This is a genomic window from Polaromonas sp. Polasp52, from assembly GCF_059491565.1.
Window position 1 is genome coordinate 4,701,873 of sequence record NZ_CP168513.1, and the last position, 18,709, is coordinate 4,720,581.

The 18,709-nt window shown below is 64.1% G+C and carries 17 protein-coding genes; 4 read left to right on the plus strand and 13 right to left on the minus strand.

Going from position 1 to position 18,709, the window contains the following annotated elements:
• Nucleotides 1-77 precede the first annotated feature (77 nt).
• Nucleotides 78-1,241, plus strand: coding sequence for an alpha/beta fold hydrolase (locus ACEN9P_RS21995; RefSeq protein ID WP_477661694.1), 1,164 nt, complete (start codon nt 78-80; stop codon nt 1,239-1,241).
• A gap of 54 nt (nt 1,242-1,295) precedes the next feature.
• Here ACEN9P_RS21995 and fabG read toward each other — a convergent pair whose 3' ends face one another.
• The 3 genes from fabG to ACEN9P_RS22010 form a co-directional block, all read right to left on the minus strand.
• On the minus strand, nt 1,296-2,039 hold the full coding sequence (fabG, locus tag ACEN9P_RS22000) for a 3-oxoacyl-ACP reductase FabG (RefSeq protein ID WP_495620460.1): 744 nt from the start codon (nt 2,037-2,039) through the stop codon (nt 1,296-1,298).
• 41 nt (nt 2,040-2,080) lie between these two features.
• A complete protein-coding gene (locus ACEN9P_RS22005) occupies nt 2,081-4,228 on the minus strand; it encodes a 3-hydroxyacyl-CoA dehydrogenase NAD-binding domain-containing protein (RefSeq protein ID WP_495620461.1) in 2,148 nt (715 codons plus the stop codon).
• 118 nt (nt 4,229-4,346) lie between these two features.
• Entirely contained in the window at nt 4,347-5,555 is a 1,209-nt protein-coding gene (locus ACEN9P_RS22010; protein WP_477661697.1) for an acetyl-CoA C-acetyltransferase, read from the minus strand.
• 123 nt (nt 5,556-5,678) lie between these two features.
• On the opposite strand from ACEN9P_RS22010, the gene ACEN9P_RS22015 reads away from it, so the two are divergent.
• A complete protein-coding gene (locus ACEN9P_RS22015) occupies nt 5,679-6,842 on the plus strand; it encodes an acyl-CoA dehydrogenase family protein (RefSeq protein WP_477701023.1) in 1,164 nt (387 codons plus the stop codon).
• A gap of 66 nt (nt 6,843-6,908) precedes the next feature.
• On the opposite strand, the gene ACEN9P_RS22020 is transcribed toward ACEN9P_RS22015, so the two are convergent.
• Together ACEN9P_RS22020 and ACEN9P_RS22025 are read right to left on the minus strand one after the other, a co-directional pair.
• Nucleotides 6,909-7,952, minus strand: coding sequence for an OmpA family protein (locus ACEN9P_RS22020; protein ID WP_477661699.1), 1,044 nt, complete (start codon nt 7,950-7,952; stop codon nt 6,909-6,911).
• Between the two features lie 204 nt (nt 7,953-8,156).
• Entirely contained in the window at nt 8,157-8,561 is a 405-nt protein-coding gene (locus ACEN9P_RS22025) for a GFA family protein (RefSeq protein ID WP_074574115.1), read from the minus strand.
• A 68-nt stretch (nt 8,562-8,629) separates the two neighbouring features.
• On the opposite strand from ACEN9P_RS22025, the gene ACEN9P_RS22030 reads away from it, so the two are divergent.
• The gene (locus tag ACEN9P_RS22030; protein ID WP_495620462.1) at nt 8,630-9,157 is read left to right on the plus strand and encodes a MarR family winged helix-turn-helix transcriptional regulator; all 528 of its coding nucleotides are present in this window, start codon (nt 8,630-8,632) and stop codon (nt 9,155-9,157) included.
• A 22-nt stretch (nt 9,158-9,179) separates the two neighbouring features.
• On the opposite strand, the gene ACEN9P_RS22035 is transcribed toward ACEN9P_RS22030, so the two are convergent.
• The 7 genes from ACEN9P_RS22035 to ACEN9P_RS22065 all read right to left on the minus strand — a co-directional run bounded on the left by ACEN9P_RS22035 (nt 9,180) and on the right by ACEN9P_RS22065 (nt 17,329).
• Entirely contained in the window at nt 9,180-9,350 is a 171-nt protein-coding gene (locus tag ACEN9P_RS22035) for a hypothetical protein (protein ID WP_175456022.1), read from the minus strand.
• A 91-nt stretch (nt 9,351-9,441) separates the two neighbouring features.
• Nucleotides 9,442-10,638, minus strand: a complete 1,197-nt coding sequence (locus ACEN9P_RS22040; protein WP_495620463.1) for an ROK family protein — start codon at nt 10,636-10,638, stop codon at nt 9,442-9,444.
• A gap of 16 nt (nt 10,639-10,654) precedes the next feature.
• Nucleotides 10,655-11,452, minus strand: coding sequence for an ATP-binding cassette domain-containing protein (locus ACEN9P_RS22045; RefSeq protein WP_477661702.1), 798 nt, complete (start codon nt 11,450-11,452; stop codon nt 10,655-10,657).
• A gap of 1 nt (nt 11,453) precedes the next feature.
• The gene (locus ACEN9P_RS22050) at nt 11,454-12,641 is read right to left on the minus strand and encodes a sugar ABC transporter permease (RefSeq protein WP_495620464.1); all 1,188 of its coding nucleotides are present in this window, start codon (nt 12,639-12,641) and stop codon (nt 11,454-11,456) included.
• 92 nt (nt 12,642-12,733) lie between these two features.
• Nucleotides 12,734-13,750, minus strand: coding sequence for a D-xylose ABC transporter substrate-binding protein (gene xylF / locus ACEN9P_RS22055; protein WP_495620465.1), 1,017 nt, complete (start codon nt 13,748-13,750; stop codon nt 12,734-12,736).
• Between the two features lie 265 nt (nt 13,751-14,015).
• A complete protein-coding gene (locus ACEN9P_RS22060) occupies nt 14,016-15,065 on the minus strand; it encodes an Ldh family oxidoreductase (RefSeq protein WP_495620466.1) in 1,050 nt (349 codons plus the stop codon).
• Between the two features lie 305 nt (nt 15,066-15,370).
• A complete protein-coding gene (locus tag ACEN9P_RS22065; RefSeq protein ID WP_495620467.1) occupies nt 15,371-17,329 on the minus strand; it encodes a PhoX family protein in 1,959 nt (652 codons plus the stop codon).
• 268 nt (nt 17,330-17,597) lie between these two features.
• On the opposite strand from ACEN9P_RS22065, the gene ACEN9P_RS22070 reads away from it, so the two are divergent.
• The gene (locus ACEN9P_RS22070; RefSeq protein ID WP_495620468.1) at nt 17,598-18,266 is read left to right on the plus strand and encodes a DsbA family oxidoreductase; all 669 of its coding nucleotides are present in this window, start codon (nt 17,598-17,600) and stop codon (nt 18,264-18,266) included.
• On the opposite strand, the gene ACEN9P_RS22075 is transcribed toward ACEN9P_RS22070, so the two are convergent.
• Nucleotides 18,263-18,610: a MoaF N-terminal domain-containing protein gene (locus ACEN9P_RS22075; RefSeq protein WP_477661708.1), complete on the minus strand. Its 348-nt coding sequence runs from the start codon at nt 18,608-18,610 to the stop codon at nt 18,263-18,265. The two genes, ACEN9P_RS22070 and ACEN9P_RS22075, sit on opposite strands and share 4 nt — an antisense overlap.
• Nucleotides 18,611-18,709 lie beyond the last annotated feature (99 nt).

Consider the following 18,709-nt stretch of genomic DNA (forward strand, 5'->3'; position numbering starts at 1 on the left):
GTCCTCTATTTGTAGGGTGTGCGTGATTCCTTCTCCCTCTAGCATCACATCAAACAGAACTTCCGGGAGGGGTAAAAATGCGCAGATTCGCTGTATGGACGCTGTTCGTGCCTTTGCTGTTCGCTGGTTGTGCGATTTCTCCGCAAGAGCCGGGAACCGTGCTCATCCGTCCTTCGAATGAGAAGCACTATCTTGTTACCACGCTGGAATCGCAAAAAGCAGCGCTGAGCCAGCAGGCGCTGATGCATTGGGAGTATGCGGTGATGAGTGAGAATGCCTATCACCGAAGTGATGTATTCCCGATAGGCGAGGCGCAGCGGGAGCGCCTTTCCCTCTGCAACACCGAAAAGATGAGCGCGGAAAAATTGCTCGCCATTGTCAAGCGAGCCGATCCTCGAGAGAAGTTCGCGGAATTCGCAAGCGACGGAGCGCAGACTTTGTTGGCGCGGGCCAAATGGACCGAGTGGAAAGATTTTTTCATGTCGGACGAAACCTGGTGCGCGGCTGTCCGGGAGGGACTGGCCTTCAAGGTTTACGAGCGCGCGGACCCGCTGGATGGCGTGCCCGTTGTCGTTATCAGCTTCAGGGGGACGGTGTTCAACTATGGTGTCAACTGGCGCGCGAATCTGCGCTGGTTCGGGCAGCAGCTTACCGACTATCCCGATGCCAATGAGGTCGTCCGTACCATGGTTGCAGACGAGTTCGCGGCAGAACTGATCCGCAGGCACCCCGGATTGCTGGAGAAAAAGGATGGCCTTCGAATTGTCATAACGGGACACTCGCTGGGTGGAGCGCTCGCCCAGCAAATGGCATATGCATTTCCACCCGCCAGGTTTTCTCTTGAACAATATCCGTCTCTCAGGACCACAAAAGTCGTGGTCTTTGACTCATCGCCCGTGAACGGTTGGGTCTCTGTTGATCCGGGACTTCGGGAACGCAATGCAGGTGGGCTGGAGGTGACGCGGGCCTTTCAGCACGGCGAGGGCCTGGCCTATCTGAGGCTGGTACTTGGGTATTTTTATCCAGTATCGGATGGCCGTTGTGATCTCGAAGGGAAGAACTGCCGGGAGCCAAAAATCAGCGAGGTACGGTATTTCGTTGAATGCCCTCCCAAGCAAGTCAGTCAAGAGGGAAAGAGCTTGCTGTCGATCTTGAGCGTACCGGTTGAGAAACACTCGATGCAGCTTCTGGCTTGCGGGATCGCAAGCGCTGCGGGGCAAAAACCCTCAAATTATCCTTAGCTTGCCGATTGGTACGCTTGCAGGGAGAGGGCGAAGAGCATCCGTTTGCGCCCTTTAAACCGACATCCCCCCAGACACCTCGATCACCGCCCCATTGACATAACTCGCCTCGTCGCTCGCGAGGAAGGCGTAGACATTGGCAATCTCCTCGGGCCGGCCCAGGCGCTTGAGCGGTACATGGGCTTCCATTTCCTTGAGGACTTTTTCGGGGATGGTGTCCAGGATGTGTGTGGCGACAAAACCCGGCGCGACGGCATTGACGCGCACGCCCTTGGGGCCCAGTTCGCGGCTCCAGGTTTTGGTGAAACCGATCACGCCGAACTTGCTGGCGGCATAGTTGGTCTGGCCGAAGTTACCGTAGATGCCGACGACGGAGCTCGCATTGAGGATCACGCCGCTGCCCTGGGCCACCATGGTGTCGGCCACGGCCTGCGCGCAGTGAAAAACGCCGCGCAGGTTCACGTCGATCACTTTGTCGAATTGTTCCAGCGTCATTTTCTGCAGGCGCGCGTCCTGGGTGATGCCGGCGTTGTTGACCAGCACGTCGATACGGCCGAACTGGTCTTTGACCTTGCCGACCACGGCGTCGACCATGGCGCGCTGGGTCACGTCCATCACAAATCCAACGGCCTGGGCGCCCAGGCCCTGGCACTGTTTGACGCCGTCATCGACGCCGGCCTGCCTGACGTCGCAGACGATGACGGTTGCGCCTTCTTTCGCGAACTTGAGGGCGGTGGCCAGGCCTATGCCCTGGGCGGCGCCGGTGATGAGGCTGATCTTGTTCTGGAGTCTTGGCATGAAATGGTCGGGTGAGGTGAATAAAAAGGGGAGGGTGCCGTTCAATACACCGGCTGGTGTTTGCGGATCGTATCCTTGACTGTATCGGCCAGCGCAAAGCCAGGCCCGAATTTGGCGGCCAGCTCGCCGCAGCGCGCGATAAAAGTGTCAATACCCATGCCGTAGATGAATTGCATGGCGCCACCCGTCCAGGCCGGAAAGCCGATGCCGAAGATGGAGCCAATGTTGGCGTCGTGCACGGTGGTGAGCACGCCTTCGCTGAGGCAGCGGGCAGTCTCCACGGCCTGGCGGTAGAGCAGGCGGTCCTTGAGTTCCTGGATGTCCCAGGCCATGCCGGGTTTCTCGAACAGGGGCTTGAGTTCGGGCCATAGCTGCTTTTTCGCGCCGGGCTCGCTGGGATAGTCGTAGAAGCCGCCACCGGCCGCGCGGCCCGGGCGCTTCAATTCCTTCACCATGCGCTCGACCAGCAGCTCGCCCGGCGTGGCGGTATAGCGCTTGCCTTCGGCGCTGAAGTCGGTGCGGGTCTGGTCCAGCACGTGCACGCTCAGCGAGAGTGCGGTTTCATCGAGCACGGCCAGCGGGCCCACCGGCATGCCGGCCTGGATGCCGGCGTTCTCGATGGCTGCGGCCGGTATGCCTTCACCCAGCATGGCTGCGCCTTCCATCACAAAGGTGCCGAAGGTGCGGCTGGTGTAAAAGCCGCGCGAGTCGTTGACCACGATGGGGATCTTGCCCAGGGCCTGCACATAGTCGAAGGCGCGGGCCACGGTTTCGTCGTCGGTCTGCTTGCCGCGGATGATCTCGACCAGCTTCATTTTGTCGACCGGGCTGAAGAAGTGGATGCCTATGAATTTTTCGGGTTTGTCGCTGGCCGTGGCCAGGCTGGAGATCGGCAGGGTGGAGGTGTTGGAGGCAAAAAAGCCGCCGGGTGCGAGCAGGGGTTGGGCCTCCTGCGTGACCTTGGCCTTGAGGTCGCGCCGCTCGAACACGGCTTCGATGATGAGTTCGCAGCCGGCCAGGTCGGCGGCCTGGCCGGTCGCGGTGATGCGCGCCAGCAGGGCACTTTGTTCGGCGGCCGTCATGCGGCCTTTCTCGACGCGGGGCGCGGTGATCTTGCTGCTGTAGGCCTTGCCGGCCTCGGCCTTCTCCTGGCTGACGTCCTTGAGCACGGTGTTGATGCCCCGGCTGGCCTGGGCATAGGCGATGCCCGCGCCCATCATGCCGGCGCCCAGGATGCCAACCTTGCCGGGCCTGAATTTCGGCATCCGGGGCGGGCGCGACTGCCCGCTCCTGATGGCGTTCATGTTGAAGAAAAAGGTGTTGATCATGGCCTTGGCGTTGCTGCCGGTCATGAGCCTGGCGAGGTAGCGGCTTTCGATGCGCAAAGCGGTTTCCAGGTCCACCTGCGCGCCTTCGACCATGCAGGCCAGGATGGCTTCGGGCGCGGGGTAGAGGCCGCGCGTCTGCTTTTTGAGCATGGCGGGCGCGACGCTGAGGGCTGCGGCGATCTTGGGGTTGGCCGGTGTGCCGCCCGGGATTTTGTAGTCCTTCGCTTCCCAGGGGTGCTGCGCCTGGGGGTTGGCGGCCAGCCAGGCCAGGGCCTTGGCGCGCAACTCGCCCGCGTCGGCCACGAGTTCATGCACCAGGCCCAGCTCCAGCGCCTGGCGCGGGCCAAAGGTCTTGCCTTCGACCAGGTAGGGCTGCGCGCCCATCAGGCCCAGGTGGCGCGTCATCTTGGTCACGCCGCTGGCGCCGGGCAGCAGGCCCAGGGTCACCTCGGGCAGGCCGAACTGGGTCTTGGGGTCGTCCACCGCCACGCGGTAGTGGCCGACCAGCGCGACCTCCCAGCCGCCGCCCAGCGCCGTGCCGTTGAGGCAGCTGGCCACGGGAATGCCCAGGGTCTCCAGGGTGCGGAAGTTTTTCTTGACGCGTTCGACTTCGGCATAGGCCTTGGGTGCATCGGCCGGCGTGAGGCGCATGACCGCTTTGAGGTCGGCGCCGGCAAAAAAGGTCGATTTGGCCGACGCCAGGATGATGCCCTTGAGCGATGCCTTGTCTTTCACGACCTGGGCGGTGACTTCGCCGAGGTCCTCCTGCCACTGCAGGCACATGGTGTTGACGGGGGAGTTGGGCTCGTCAAAGGTGATGCTGGCAATGCCGTCGCTGACTTCGTAGTGGATGGTATTCATAGGAAAGGCCATGAAAGAAGGATTTTCGCGAGGAACACCGCGGAACCGGCTTTGCCGGGCCGCTGGTGTTGCCCCCTCGAGGGGGAGGCGGCTGCGTAGCAGACGCTACGGGGGGGAGTCATATCCTTTCCACAATGGTCGCGATGCCCATGCCGCCGCCCACGCACAGTGTGGCCAGGCCGTAGCGCAGCTTGCGCCTGTGCAGCTCGTCGACCAGGGTGCCCAGGATCATCGCGCCGGTGGCGCCCAGCGGGTGGCCCATGGCGATAGCGCCGCCGTTCACATTGACCTTGTCATGCGGCACCTTCATCTCTTTCATGAAACGCATCACCACAGCGGCAAAAGCCTCGTTGACCTCGAACAAATCGATCTGGTCCACAGAGAGGCCGGCCTTGGCCAGGGCCTTGCGCGTGGCCGGCATGGGGCCGGTCAACATGATGGTCGGGTCGGCGCCGCTGAGGGCGGCAGCGACGATACGGGCGCGCGGCTTGAGGCCGTGGGTTTTGCCGGCGGCCTCGGAGCCCACCAGCACGGCAGCCGCGCCGTCGACGATGCCGGAGGAATTGCCGGCATGGTGCACATGCTGTATGCGTGCGACCTGGGGGTAGCGCTGCAGCGCCACGGCGTCAAAACCCATGTCGCCCAGCTGGTCGAAGGCCGGCTTGAGCGAGGCCAGGCCTGCTAGCGTGGTCTGCGGCTTGATGAATTCGTCCTCGCCCAGGATGGTCTGGCCCAGGAAGTCCTTGACCGGCACGATGGAGCCGGCGAAGTAGCCGGCGGCGCGGGCCTTGGCTGCGCGCTGCTGGCTTTCGAGCGCGAAGGCGTCCACGTCGGCGCGGCTAAAGCCTTCGAGCGTGGCGATCAGGTCGGCGCCTATGCCTTGCGGCACAAACAGCGTGGCGCTGTTGGTTTCGGGATCTTGCGCCCAGGCACCGCCGTCGGCGCCAATCGGCACGCGGCTCATGCTTTCAACGCCGCCGGCCACTACCAGCTCTTCCCAGCCGGAGCGCACCTTCTGCGCGGCCAGGTTGACGGCCTCCAGGCCCGAGGCGCAAAAGCGGTTGACCTGCACGCCCGAGGCGCGGAAGTCCCAGCCGGCCTTGAGCGCAGCCACCTTGGCGATGACGGCGCCTTGCTCGCCCACGGGCGAGACCACGCCCATGACCACGTCGTCGACGGCGGCGGTATCAAAGCCGTTGCGTCGCTGCAGGTCGGCCAGCACGCCGGCCAGCAGGTTGACGGGCTTGACCTCATGCAGGCTGCCGTCTTTTTTGCCTTTGCCGCGCGGCGTGCGGATGGCGTCATAGATAAAGGCTTCGGTACTCATGGGGTTTTCCTCGGGGGAGGGCAGGGATGATTCGGAGGCGGGCAGGGAGGCTCATGCAGTATATTCATTTCACAAAGCAGACGCTTTGTATAAATACTCCAGGTTTTCCCCACAGGTGACACCATGATCGAACGCAGCCTTTTCAGCTCCGACCACGAAGCCTTTCGCGACGCCTTCCGCCGCTTTATGGACAAGGAAATCGCGCCCTTCCACGAACAGTGGGAAGAGCAGGGTTATGTGGACCGCAAGGTCTGGAACAAGGCCGGCGAAAACGGCTTTTTGTGCATGACCATGCCCGAGGAATACGGCGGCGCCGGCGCCGACAAGCTGTATTCGGTGGTCCAGATGGAGGAACTGGGCCGCGGCGGCTTTACCGGCATCGGCTACAGCCTGCACAGCGAGATCGTCGCGCCTTACATCCTGCATTACGGCACCGAGGCGCAGAAGAAAAAATACCTGCCCAGGCTGGCCAGCGGCGAGATGGTGGGCGCCATCGCGATGAGCGAACCCGCGGCCGGCTCGGACCTGCAGGGCGTGAAGACCACGGCGCTCAAGCAGCCCGACGGCAGCTATCTGCTCAACGGCAGCAAGACCTTTATCACCAACGGCTGGCATGCCGACCTGGTCATTGTGGTGGCCAAGACCGATCCGGCCGCCGGCGCCAAGGGCACCAGCCTGATGCTGGTGGAGCGCGGCATGCCGGGTTTTGAGACCGGCAAGCGCCTCAAGAAGCTGGGCATGAAGGCGCAGGACACTTCGGAGCTGTTCTTCACCGACGTCAAGGTGCCGGCCGAAAACCTGCTGGGCGGCCAGGCGCATGAGAACCGCGGCTTTATCTGCCTGATGGAACAACTGCCCTGGGAGCGTATGCAGATCGCCATCACCGCCGTGGCCTCGGCCCAGGCCGCGATCGACTGGACGCTGGCCTACGTGAAGGAACGCAAGGTCTTCGGCCAGCCGGTGGCCAGCTACCAGAACACGCGCTACACCCTGGCCGAATTGCAGACCGAGGTGCAGGTGGCGCGCGTGTTTGTCGACAAATGCGCGGAACTGGTGGCGCAGGACAAGCTGGACACCGCGACCGCCAGCATGGCCAAGTACTGGTGCACCGACCTGCAGTGCAAGGTCATGGACGAATGTGTGCAGCTCTTCGGCGGCTACGGTTATATGTGGGAATACCCGATCACGCGCGCCTATGCCGATGCGCGCGTGCAGCGCATTTACGGTGGTACCAATGAAATCATGAAGGAAGTGATTTCACGGGCCATGGGCCTGGGCGCGAAATAAACATTTGCGCAGCGCAAAAGCAAAAGCCGGCAGGCGCCGGCTTTTGCGAAGGCTGAGGCGCGGACTTTAGTTGACGCGGCGCTCGATGACGATTTCCTCGACTTCCACGCGGCGGTTGGGTGCCAGGCAGGCGATCAGGTCCTTGAGCTTGCGGTCATGGCAGGTCACGACGGGGTTGCTTTCCCCTTTGCCGACGGCGGTCAGGCGGCCGGTGTTGACCCCTTTGCTGCCCAGGTAGCTCTTCACCGCGTCCGCGCGGCGCTGCGACAGTTTAAGGTTGTAAGCGTCCGAGCCGATGCGGTCGGTATAGCCGGTCACGGTGATGTTGCCGTTGAAATTGCCGCCCATCAGGGTTTGCGCGATCTGGTCAAGCTTGGGTTGCGGGCTTGCCAGTTCGGCGCTGTCAAAGGCAAACAGTTCGGTGGCCGACAGCGTCACCTTCTCGAAGCGTGCCGGCGCCGGAGGAGGAGGTGGTGGCGGTGCGGTGACCGTTGGCTCGGGCGCCGGTGGCGGGGTGTACTGCGCGGTCACGGGACGCGCCGGCTTGTCGAAGTAGTAGCTCAGGCCGACATTCACGGTGTTGGTGTTGGCGTGGTCAAAGCCGAAGGTGTTGCCGCGAAGGTAGGTGCGGGTCCGCCTCAGGTCTGCCTGCATGAACCACTGGTCGGACAGCCCCAGCTGAAAGCCCAGGCCCAGGTTCAGATAGGGCGAAGTCTTGCTGGTGTTGGGCAATTTGTCCCGCTCGGCGCCAATGCCGGCCAGCAGGAAGGGCCTGAAATTGCTGCTGCGGTTGAACATGTACAGCCCGTCCACGCCCAGCGTGTCCTGCTCAAAGCGCCGGCCGTTGTTGTTGGCGCGGGCGATGCTGCCGCCTATCTGCATGTCCCAGGAGGGGGACACCGCCTTGCCGAAACGCAGGCCAAGGCCGCTGAGGTTCTTGTTGCCGTTGAACCGCGAGTCCGGGTCTACCACGGTGACCTGCGGCATGATGTACCAGGACGGGTTGGGGATGTCGTACATCGAGGGCGTGGTTTGCGCCATCAGGGCGCCGGGACTGAGGCAGGCCAGCAGGGTCGCTGCGGCAAGGGGCGCGAGATGGTTGAGCTTCATGGTTTCTCCGGAAAAGGGCGGTTTAGGTGTTGGTTCTTACGCCCGGCGTTTGTTTGTCCGGGCGTGTTGCAACACTACGCTTGCAAATTCCGCCGTATGTGAGACGTGGCGACTAGATGTCATGAGACAGCGCCTACGTCGCATGGCATAACCTGCACGGCGCACAGCCGTGCCGGCTGTGCGGGCGGGTTTTCTGCGCGGCTCTTACAGGTGCCGCGTTTCGGCGGGTTTGTTCCACCAGGCGTTGTTGCGCCCATCGGCGTAATTGACCGGCGCGTTGATGAGTTCCTCCGGCTCGGCATTGTCCAGGGCGGCGATGTTGATGGACACGTAGTCGCCGCCGATCTGCTCGATGTAACCCCGGCCGAAAGGGCGCACGCCGCAGTGCTTGCAAAACAGGTGATGGCCGCTTTTGGTGCCGAACTGGTAGTCGCTCAGTTCGCTTTCGCCGGCGAGGAGCCGGAAGGCGTCGGGCTTGATGATGGCGCCCCAGTTACGGGTTTTGGTACAGATAGAGCAATTGCAGCGGCCCGTGCCCTTGCTGAGGTCGATGTCGGCTTCAAAGCGGACGGCGCCGCAGTGGCAGCTTCCGGTATAGGTTTTCAGCATGGTGGCATTCCTTTCAGGCGGGCAGGTTGATGTTGGTGGTGATGGGGTGAATATGACAGAATGTTGTCATGTCTGGAAGTATAGTTAAACGACAGCATGCTGTCAAATCGGGGGCCGCCGCAGGCGAGGTCGAGCGCACGCCGGCCGCCAATACCCTGAGCTGGCTGGTGGTGCAGGTGATGCAGCTCAACGGCCTGTTGACGGCGGCCGGCGACGCGCTGGCGGCGCCGGCCGGGCAGACTTCGGCGCGCTGGCAGGTGCTGGCCTCGGTGGAGGATGCGCCGCTGTCGGTGGCGCAAATTGCGCGGGCCATGAATCTGACGCGGCAAAGCGTGCAGCGCGTGGCGGATTTGCTGGTGGAGGAGGGCCTCGCCGCCTATCAGGACAACCCGGCCCATGCGCGCGCCAAGCTGCTGCGGCTCACGCCCAAGGGCCGTAAAGCGCTGGGCACCATACAGTCGGGCCAAAAACGATGGGCCAATGCCCTGGCCGCGGGTATGGATGAAAGCCAGTTGCGTGCCGCGAGCGCCGTGCTGGGCCAGTTGCAACAGGCCTTGAGGGCGCAGGAAACCTTGCCGGAGTCCCCTCAGGAATAGCCGGGGACAGCCGTGCCTGCGCTTAGGACGGGTCTTTGCTGCGCGTGCGGCTGACAGCGCTGAAGATGCCTATGCCCAGGAAGATCAGCGCGCCTATGCCGATGTAAAGATGCGGCACGCCGGCTTCCACGGCGCCCCAGATGACACCGGCCAGGAAGATCACGAACCCGAGCATGTAAAGCGCAAAAGACATTTTTTTCTCCACAAAATGTTGTGCACCCACTGTGCGCGCCCAGGGGGTAGCACCCTATCGGGGAGAAGCGCTGATGCGTGTCAGCGCAGGCCTACCGCTCGTGAACGGGCTCGCCGGAAGTGTGCGGCGCCTGGTAAAGCGGCTGGCCCCGACCCGGGCGGCCATTGCCCACAATGCGGCCTGACGGATGCATGGGGCGCAGGTACTGGTGCAGCACCAGGGCGGCGGCCCCGACCGCTGAAGCGAGCAGGCCGTAGCGCGCGACACGCACCGTGGGAGCACTGACGCCGGCATCGGTGGCGTAGTTTTGCAGCGTTTCCTGGGCAACCTTGACCATGTCGGGAAAGCGCAGGCATGAGGAGCCGCCCACCACCAGCACGCTGGGGTCAAAGGTGGTCCACAGGTTCTGCAGCAGCACGCCCAGGTAGTGCCCTGACCGGCGGGCATCCGCCAGCTGGCCCAGGGCGCCCGAGCCGATGAAGGCCTCCGCGCATCCGCGCCGCCCGCAGGAGCAGGCGGGCCCATCGAGCTCCAGGACGCTGTGGCCGATCTCACCGGCCATGCCCCGCATGCCGGTGAACAGCCTGTCGTTGAGCACAATGCCCGCGCCCACGCCCACGTCGCAGCTCACAAAAATCAGTGAATCCTTGCCGTCGTTCTCGGAGAACTCGTATTCGCTCAGCGCGGCGGTGTCGGCTTCGTTTTGCACATGCACCGGTACCGGCGGCAGGCCGGCCTGCGTCAGCGCCTGGGTGATCTGCGGCAGGAAGTCCACGTTGCGCCAGCCCAGGTTGGGGGCAAAACGCAGCACGCCCGTGGTTTCGTCAAACGCGCCCGGCAGGCCTATGCCCACACCCGAGAGTTGCGCGCCGCGCGACACCAGTTGCGCCTGGGCCATGACCACGAGGCCGGCGACCTGGCAGCAGACGTCTTCGGGCCGGGTGGTGCGCAAAGGCTCCTGTGTCGACCACAGCACCTTCCCCAGCAGGGACACGCTTGCCACACGCACCGTGTCGACCGCCACTTCCACGCCGATCAGGCCGCGCGACTGGCCGTCGATCTGCAGGGGCGTGGAGGGCCGTCCCACACCGTTGGCGGCGGCCATGCTGATCTCACTGAGCCAGCCTTCGTCAATGAGTTCGCGCACCAACAGGCTGACGGTCGACTTGGTCAAGCCGCTGTGGTTGGCCAGTTGCGCGCGCGAGCGGCTCGGCTGGTTGCGCAGCAGGCGCATCAACACGCTGCGATTGATACGCTTGACGAGTTGCTGGTCGCCTGTGGTTTTCATGGACGATGGCATGGTATCAGGCGCTACGGTGCGGGGCCTGTTCGCGCCCTGGCGGCGGCTTGCCGGCGATGATCATGCCGAGGATCTGGTCCTCGTCCAGGTCGGCCGTGCGGTAGGTGCCGACCAGGCGGCCGTTCTTCATCACCGAGACGCGGTCGCTGAGCGAAAACACATCGTGCATGTCGTGCGTGATCAGGAAAATGCCCACACCTTCGGCCTTGAGCTGAAGCACCAGGTTGGCCACCATGGCGGACTCTTCCGGGCCCAGGGCGGCGCAGGGCTCGTCCATGATCAGGATGCGGGCATTGAAATAGATGGCGCGCGAGATGGCCACCACCTGGCGCTGCCCGCCCGACAGGCGCCGCACCGGGGTGTGGATGTTGGTGAAGTTTTTATTCAGGCGGCCAAACACCTTGCGTGCCTGTGCCTCCATGAAGTAGTCGTCCAGCGTGTTCCAGGCCGTCATTTTTTCGCGGCCCAGGAAGAGATTGGCCACGGCGTCCAGGTTGTCGGCCAGGGCCAGCGTCTGGTAGATGGTTTCTATGCCTTCCCGCTGCGCGTCGGCCGGGGTCCGCAGGTTCACTTTCTGTCCCATCACGTGGATCTCGCCCGAATCGACGGGGAAGGCGCCGGCCAGCATTTTCATCAGGGTCGATTTGCCGGCGCCGTTGTGGCCCAGCACGGCGACCACTTCGCCCGCATACAGGTTCAGGTTCACGCCGTCGACGGCGTGAACGCCGCCAAAGGCCTTGCGGATGTCCTTGAACTGGACCAGGGGTTCATTGGTGGGTTGCATGGTTGGCGTGGTTTGCATGTCAGCTTTCCTGCGCCCACTTGCGGTAGAGCACGTCGAACACCACCGCCACAATCAGCACCTGCCCGATGATGACCATGCGTTTCCCGATGGAAACATCCAGCAGCAGCATGCCGCTGTCCAGCGACTGCATGATGAGCGCGCCCAGCACCGAGCCGATGATGGTGCCGCTGCCGCCGGCCAGCGCGGTGCCGCCTATCACGGCCGCGGCGATCACGAACAGCTCCATACCGGTGCCCAGCGAGTTGGTGCCGGCGTTCAGGCGGGCCACCGACACGATGGCCGCGATGGTGATGAGCACGCCGAGCAGCGCGAACAACATGAGCGTGACCCGCTTGACGGGTATGCCGACCAGCACCGCGGCGTCGGGGTTGCCGCCCATGGCGTAGACGTAACGGCCAAAACGGGTGCGCCGGGCGATGAAGGACATCAGCACCGCCACGGCGGCCCAGATGAGCACGGGTATCGGGATACCTTGGGGTGCGTCCTTGTTGGTGACCTGGTAGCTGTTCATGGCCGCGGCAAATGCGGCCAGCAGGGCCACGGGCGCGGCCACCAGCAGAACGTCCACCCACACGGGCTGCTGGGGCATCCCGTGGCGTGCCGAGGCGCGGCGGCCCAGGACCCTGCGGACCACCAGCACCAGGCTGACGCAGGCGGTGAGGACCCAGGTGGCGGTCACCCCGATGCCGCCGTCATAGCCGCCGCCCAGCTGCAAAAAAAACTCGTCGCTGACCGGCTGGGTCTTGCCGTCGGCCACCAGAAAGGCCGCGCCGCGCAAGGACATCAAACCGCCCAGCGTGACCACAAAAGACGGCACGCCCAGCATGGCCGTCAACCACCCCTGGTACACCGACACCACGAGCGCCGCGGCCAGCCCGGCGAGCGACGCCGCCGGCCAGGACCATCCCAGGGTGTATTGAAGGTAGGCGATGAGCACGCCGACAAAACCGATCACCGAGCCGACCGACAGGTCGATGTGCCGCGCCACGATGATCAGCACCATGACGGTGGACACGATGCCCACCACCGCGGTTTGCTGGGCGATGTTGTACAGGTTTTCAGGCGACAGGAAAATGCCGCCCGACAAGGCCTGGAACACGCCCGCCAGGGCAGCGAGCACGCCGCCCATGAAGACCAGCCGCCAGTCGATGTCGGTGTCGCGCGGGATTCGAAAGGGCAGTTGCATGGTTTTTGGGGTGCGGCGCTCCCGGGCAACCTACAGGCCGGTTGCCTTGCCCGCTTGCGCGGAACGGGGAGCGGGTGCCTGGAAGGCCTGTATTACTTGCAGCCGGCGACGTTGCCGGTGACGCCCTTGCAGAGCTCGTCTTTTTTGATCCAGCCGGCCTTGAGCACCACATCGAGGTTGTCGCGGGTGATGGGCACGGGTTTCAGGAACTGGGCTTGCAGGGCGATCTTTTTCTCGCCGCCGTTCCAGGAGCTTGCGCCCTCGACCGGTTTGCCGGCACCGAGATTGACCGCCGCACTGGCCGCCTGTTTGCCGAGGTCGCGGGCATCCTTCCAGACCGATACGGTCTGGGTACCCACGGCCACGCGGTTCAGGGCGGCAAAGTCGCCGTCCTGGCCCGACACCGGCACACCCTTGAGCCCCTTGGCGCTCAGCGCCGCCACCACGCCGCCGGCGGTGCCGTCATTGGAGGCGACCACGGCGTCGACCTTGCCGCCGGTCTTGGTCAGGATCTGTTCCATGTTTTTCTGCGCGACTTCGGGCTTCCAGCCCTCGGTGTATTCCTCGCCCACGATCTTGATGTCGCCTTTCTTGACGGCGGCGTCTATGACTTCCTGCTGGCCTTCGCGCAGGAAATTGGCGTTCGGGTCGGTGGGGGAGCCCTTGATCATCACGTAGTTGCCCTTGGGCTTGGCCTTGAACACGGCACGGGCCTGCATGCGGCCGACTTCCTTGTTGTCGAAGGTGATGTAGAACACGCCGGGCGCCTCGATCAGGCGGTCGTAGGCGATGACGGGCACTTTCTGTTTGGCGGCCTTGTTCACGGCGGGCAGGATGGCGTCCTTGTCCATGGCCAGCACGATCAGCACCTTGGCGCCCTTGGCCATCAGCCCGTCAATGTCCGCCAGCTGTTTTTCGGGAGAGCCCGCGGCATCCGCGCTGATGTACTTGGCGCCCAGCTTTTCAAGCTGCGTCTTGATGGCGGCCTCGTCGGTTTTCCAGCGTTCTTCCTGGAAGTTGGACCAACTGACGCCTACCGTCACCTGCGCAAATGCGCCGGCGGCGGCCAGGCTGAGTGCGATGGCAGTCAGGGAAGCTTTGAATTTCATTGAGTGTCTCCGATAGTTTTTGCCCAGTCAGGCATGTGTTTTTGAGCTCAGATCAATCCCGGTGGTCGTCCCACTGCCTACGCAGCACTTTGGAATTAGTTTGGACGACGCACTAATTATGTGAAGCTGAAAAATTCCCCGTCTAGGGACAAACCCCTGGCATGCGGAGGCCCCGCGGGATTTTGGAAAGCTTTTGTAGTAGGACCGGGCCCCGAACCGGCAAGCGCCGGCCGGCCGGACCGGTTTCTGCCGGAAAGCCCGCGCTTTAAGGGACGGCGACCGGCTCCGCCACGCCGAGCTTGATGGCCCAGCTGGAGAGCGCGGGCAGTATGGACGGGTAGAGCGCCACGCCATCCTGCTTTTGCTTTGCCGCCAGCGCAATGCCTTTTTCGCCGGGCGTGCGCACGGCCTTGCCTGCATGCGCGGGGCGCGAGGCGCGGCAGGCATCGGCGACGTGGCCGGTCTGGCGTTCGAAGGCCTGCAGGCCGGCGAAGGCGCGCGGGTCCAGAATCTGCAGGAACACCGTGGCGCCCCAGCCTTCCTGGGGGTCGGCGCGGCCGTGGCCGGCCAGGCCGCCGGTCAGGGCCTCGACCAGCAGCGTGAGGCCATAGCCCTTGTGGCCGGAGTCCATGCCGCCCAGCGGCAGTATGGTGCCCTTGGGTTCTTCAAACAGCACCGAAGGGTTGTCGCTGGCCGCGCCATGGCCGTCCATGACCCAGGCCGCGGGCAGGCGTTTGCCTTCCTTGTGCAGGCGGTTGGTCATGCCATTGGTGGTGGCCGAGGTGGAAACGTCCATGAGCATCGGCACGCCGCCCGTGGGGATGCCGGCCGAGACCGGGTTCGGCGTGAACACCGCGTCCAGCCCGCCGAAGGGCGCGACGCTGGCGGTGTTGGGATCGGAGCAGGTGAGCAGCATCAAGAGGCCCTGGTCGGTGGCGCGCTTGAGGTAGGCGGCCAGGCAGGCGATGTGGTGGCTGCGGCGTATCACCACGGTGCAGCTGCCCTGGCTGGCGGCGCGTTCGGCGGCCAACGCCATGGCTTGGAGCACCAGCCAGGGGCCGGGCAGGCGGCGGCCGTCCCAGGTCAGGGCGGCGGGGTGGTCGGCCAGCACGCTGGGCGTACCCCGCTTTTCCATGGAACCGGATTCGAGCTCGCCCAGGTAGCCGGGCAGCAGGGCCAGGCCGTGGGTGTTGTGGCCCATGAGGTCGCCCTCGACGAGGATTTCGGCCACGGCCGTGGCCTTGGCCGGCTCCAGCCCGGCGGCGGTCAGCAGGGCTTGCGCGTAATGGATCAGGTCGTCGTGGCGGTAGTGCATGGTGTTCCCGGTGGGCGGTCGCTGCCCGGGCAAGGTCGCCGCGGGCTTTCCGGCATTCTAGGGAAGAACGGTGTAACGATGCACAAGCTGACGCACCGATACCGGCGCGCCAATGCGGTTCGCCCTGAGGCTGCCGAAAAGCTCGGCAACTCAGGGCGAAGGGTGATGAGGTTGATCGCAGTCTGTATAGAGCTGCTCACAAAACCCAGCGAAGCGGTCCTGGCTAGGAGCGTCGCCGCAGACAGTGCTGAAGGCACGGCAAGGCGGCGCAACAACGCCAGGAGGGTTTTTGAGCGGCTCCGCGCTTAACCCAGCTTGATGCTGCTCGGGTCAGCAGTGAGATAGCCCACGGCCGCGCCGTAGCGGTCCTTGTAGTTCGCGCGCACCAGCGGGTCCAGCGTGGCCTGCACCTTGCCATGTAGCGACGGGATCCAGTCGCCGGCGTGCTGGAAGTTGCTCATGATGTAGGTCCAGCCGTTGAGGTCGTCCACCACATGCAGGCCGGTGGCCTCAGCGCCCGAGGGCATGGACATCAGGCGCGACAACTGCTTGGTGTCGACGTTGTAGGCCCAGATGAAGTTGTTGACGTGGGTGCTGCTGTCTTCACCGATGAAGAGGGTGCGCATTTTTTCCGAGAACTTCAGGTTGTCGGGGTTGGACACCATGTTGGGGTTGGCCTTGTTGCCCAGCGCGTCGCCGGCGATGTCTTCACCGACCAGCAGGGCCTTGGTGTGCACCGGCATCCATTCGCTGTTGATGGCGTTGCCTGCCGAGTCCTTCTGGCCGCCGTCCAGCTTGTGCATCATCACGCCGCCGGCGATCAGGGCCTTGTCGAGCGCGATGCCGCTGGCCGCGTTCCAGCCCTTGCCGGTCTTGACCATGGAGTCCTGCATATTCTGCAGCGCCGAGTAGGCGATCTTGTCCTTGATGTTGACGGTGGTGCCTTCCATCTTGGAAAAGCCCATGCTGCCGCCCATGAGGTAGGCATAGCGGTGGGTTTCGAGGAAGGCGGCGGCTTTTTCCATGCCGGGCTTGACCTTGATCCAGTTGGCGTTGCCGTTGTAGAAAACCTTGGTGAAGCTGGCGTCGGACGGGTCGGTTTTGTGCACCGTCATGATGTCGGACGGCTTGAGCGTGTCGGCCATTTTTTCGATTTCGGCGCTCGTGGCATGGCCCAGCTTGATCCAGGAAATCTTCGCGCCTTCAGCGGCGGGGTCGACCGAGAAGCCGCTGCCCAGCTTGCCGACGTAGAGCGTGCCGGAGGACAGGTCTTTTTCGCGGTCGGCCACAAAGACGAAGAGGCCGCTGTTGGTGGCGTCGTCGCCCATCAGCACGGTGCGCATGTCGGGCATGACCTGGACCAGCTCGTGCGAGATACGGCCCAGGTTGTAGTGTTTCTTCACCGTGCCGGTACCGTCGGGGTGCACGGTGACTTCGGGCAGGTGGCCGTAGTGGTAGGGGTTGGCCTTGGTTTCGTCGCCGTAGACGTTCTTGCTGAACTTCTTGAACTGCGAGCTTTCGGCCGCGAAAGGCGCGTCGGGCTCGTACTCTTCGCTGGAGAGGTGGGTGTTCCAGGGCGAGAGGCTGGCGCCGCAGGTGATCCACAGGCCGTGCGCCTTGGACATGTCGACATTGTGGTACTTCACGAGGCTGAGCTTGCCGGTGGCTTGGTCCTGGTCCAGCGTGAGCACCGCGATGGGCGAGGGCAGGTTGCCGTAGGCGTCGGCACCGGCCTGGTCGCGCGTGGTGTATTCAAACTGCACGACGGCGAAGACTGCCTTGCCCTTGACGCCGGGCACGTTGGCATTCGGCAGGCCCAGCAGCGAGGTGCCGTCGGGCGAGTCGGAGAACATCTGGCGTTCCTTGCCGGGCACCGAGCGGTCGATGATGGGCTGGTTGTTGATGTCCACATAACCGCCGCTCAGGATGGTGCCGCCCTTGCCGTCCGGCACCATGTCGCCGGTCACGAAGAAGGGCTGGTAGGCCAGGCGATAGCTTTGGGTGCTGTTGTCCTTGAGCCGGACCTGCAGGCTGGAGCCCACGGTGGTGGTGGCCATGGCGGCCGTGTCGGCCAGCGAAGGCGCGGCCATGGAGGTGAAGCTGGAAGACAGGTAATTGCCCGCTCCAGCCGGGCCGCTGCCGGTGGCGCAGCCCGACAGCAGGGTGCTGGAGGCCAGTGCCCCCAGCGGCAGCATGGGCGCGGTCGCCAGGAACTTCAGGGCGGTGCGGCGTGAGGGAAGGGAAGGGGTGGCCAGGTCGGACATTGTTGTGTGTTCCAGTTTCAGGTGGGGAATGATGCGAAGCGGCGGTGTGCCCGCGCCGAAGCGCAGGGCAGGGCCGCTGCGCTGCCGGAATCTTAGGAAGCTTGTGTGACAGTTTCTTGAAACGGGCTGCCACAGAAGATGGCGGGCAGCGGGGACGGCGGGGGATTAACCACGCACCGGGTACTTGAATATCCCGGGGTAAGCCGCAAGCTGGCTGGCGACGGGCCAAAATCGGCCTGCCCAGAACAGCAACTCCCAAGGCCTTCCCATGACCACCCAACTCAAGATCGATTTTGTGTCCGACGTTTCCTGCCCCTGGTGTGTCATAGGCCTGAAGTCGCTGGACCAGGCGCTGGAGCGCGTGCGCGGCGACATCCAGGCCGAGCTGCATTTCCAGCCCTTTGAGCTCAATCCCAAAATGGCGCCCGAGGGCCAGGAGATCACCGAGCACATCACCGAGAAATACGGCATCACACCCGCCCAGGCCCAGGCCAACCGCGAGAACATCCGCGCGCGCGGCGCCCAGGTCGGCTTCAAGTTCAGCATGGCCGACGAGCCCGGCGGCGGGCGCAGCCGTATCTACAACACCTTCGACGCGCACCGCCTGCTGCACTGGGCCGAGCTTGAAGGCGCGGACAAGCAGAAGGCGCTCAAGGAGCTGCTGTTCAAGCGCTATTTCACCGACGGCCAGAGCCCGGCCTCACACGAGGTGCTGGCCAAGGCGGCCGCCGAAGCGGGCCTGGATGAAACCCGCGCGCGCGAGGTGCTGGCTTCCGGCGAATACGCGCGCGAGGTGCGCGAGCGCGAACAGTTCTACCTGACGCAGGGCATCCATTCGGTGCCAGCCGTCATCATCAACGACCGCCACCTGATTTCCGGCGGCCAGCCTGTGGAAGTGTTCGAACAGGCCCTTCGGCAGATCGCGGCGGGGGGCTAGGCGCGGCTGTCGCCCAGCACCTCGAAGCTTCCGGACTGCTGGACCCAGTCCTTGCCGTTGGAGGCAAAGCCGGTGGCCGCGCCGGTCTTGAGGTTGAGCGCCACCGTCAGCGTGTAGCCGCTTTCCTTTGAGAGGTAAGACACCACATGCACGTCATCCGACATTTTGACGGCGGCGCTGGCGCTTTCGAGGTGGTCTTTGGCGCCTGGGCTGGCACTGCGCCAGGTGAGGGTGCCGTCGCTGGCGAACGTGTGTTCAAAGGTATGGCCCTTGGTCGGGCCGTCCCGGAAGGTCCAGCGCAGGGTTTTGCCATACAGGGATGCGGGGAAGGTGGAAGTGGTCATGAGGGGCTCCAGAAAATGGCCTTGATTGCCGTGGTGGGCCGGCCTGGATGGATGGCTGCAGTTTCAACTTAGGCCGGCCCAAAACGGCGGCTTGTCGGA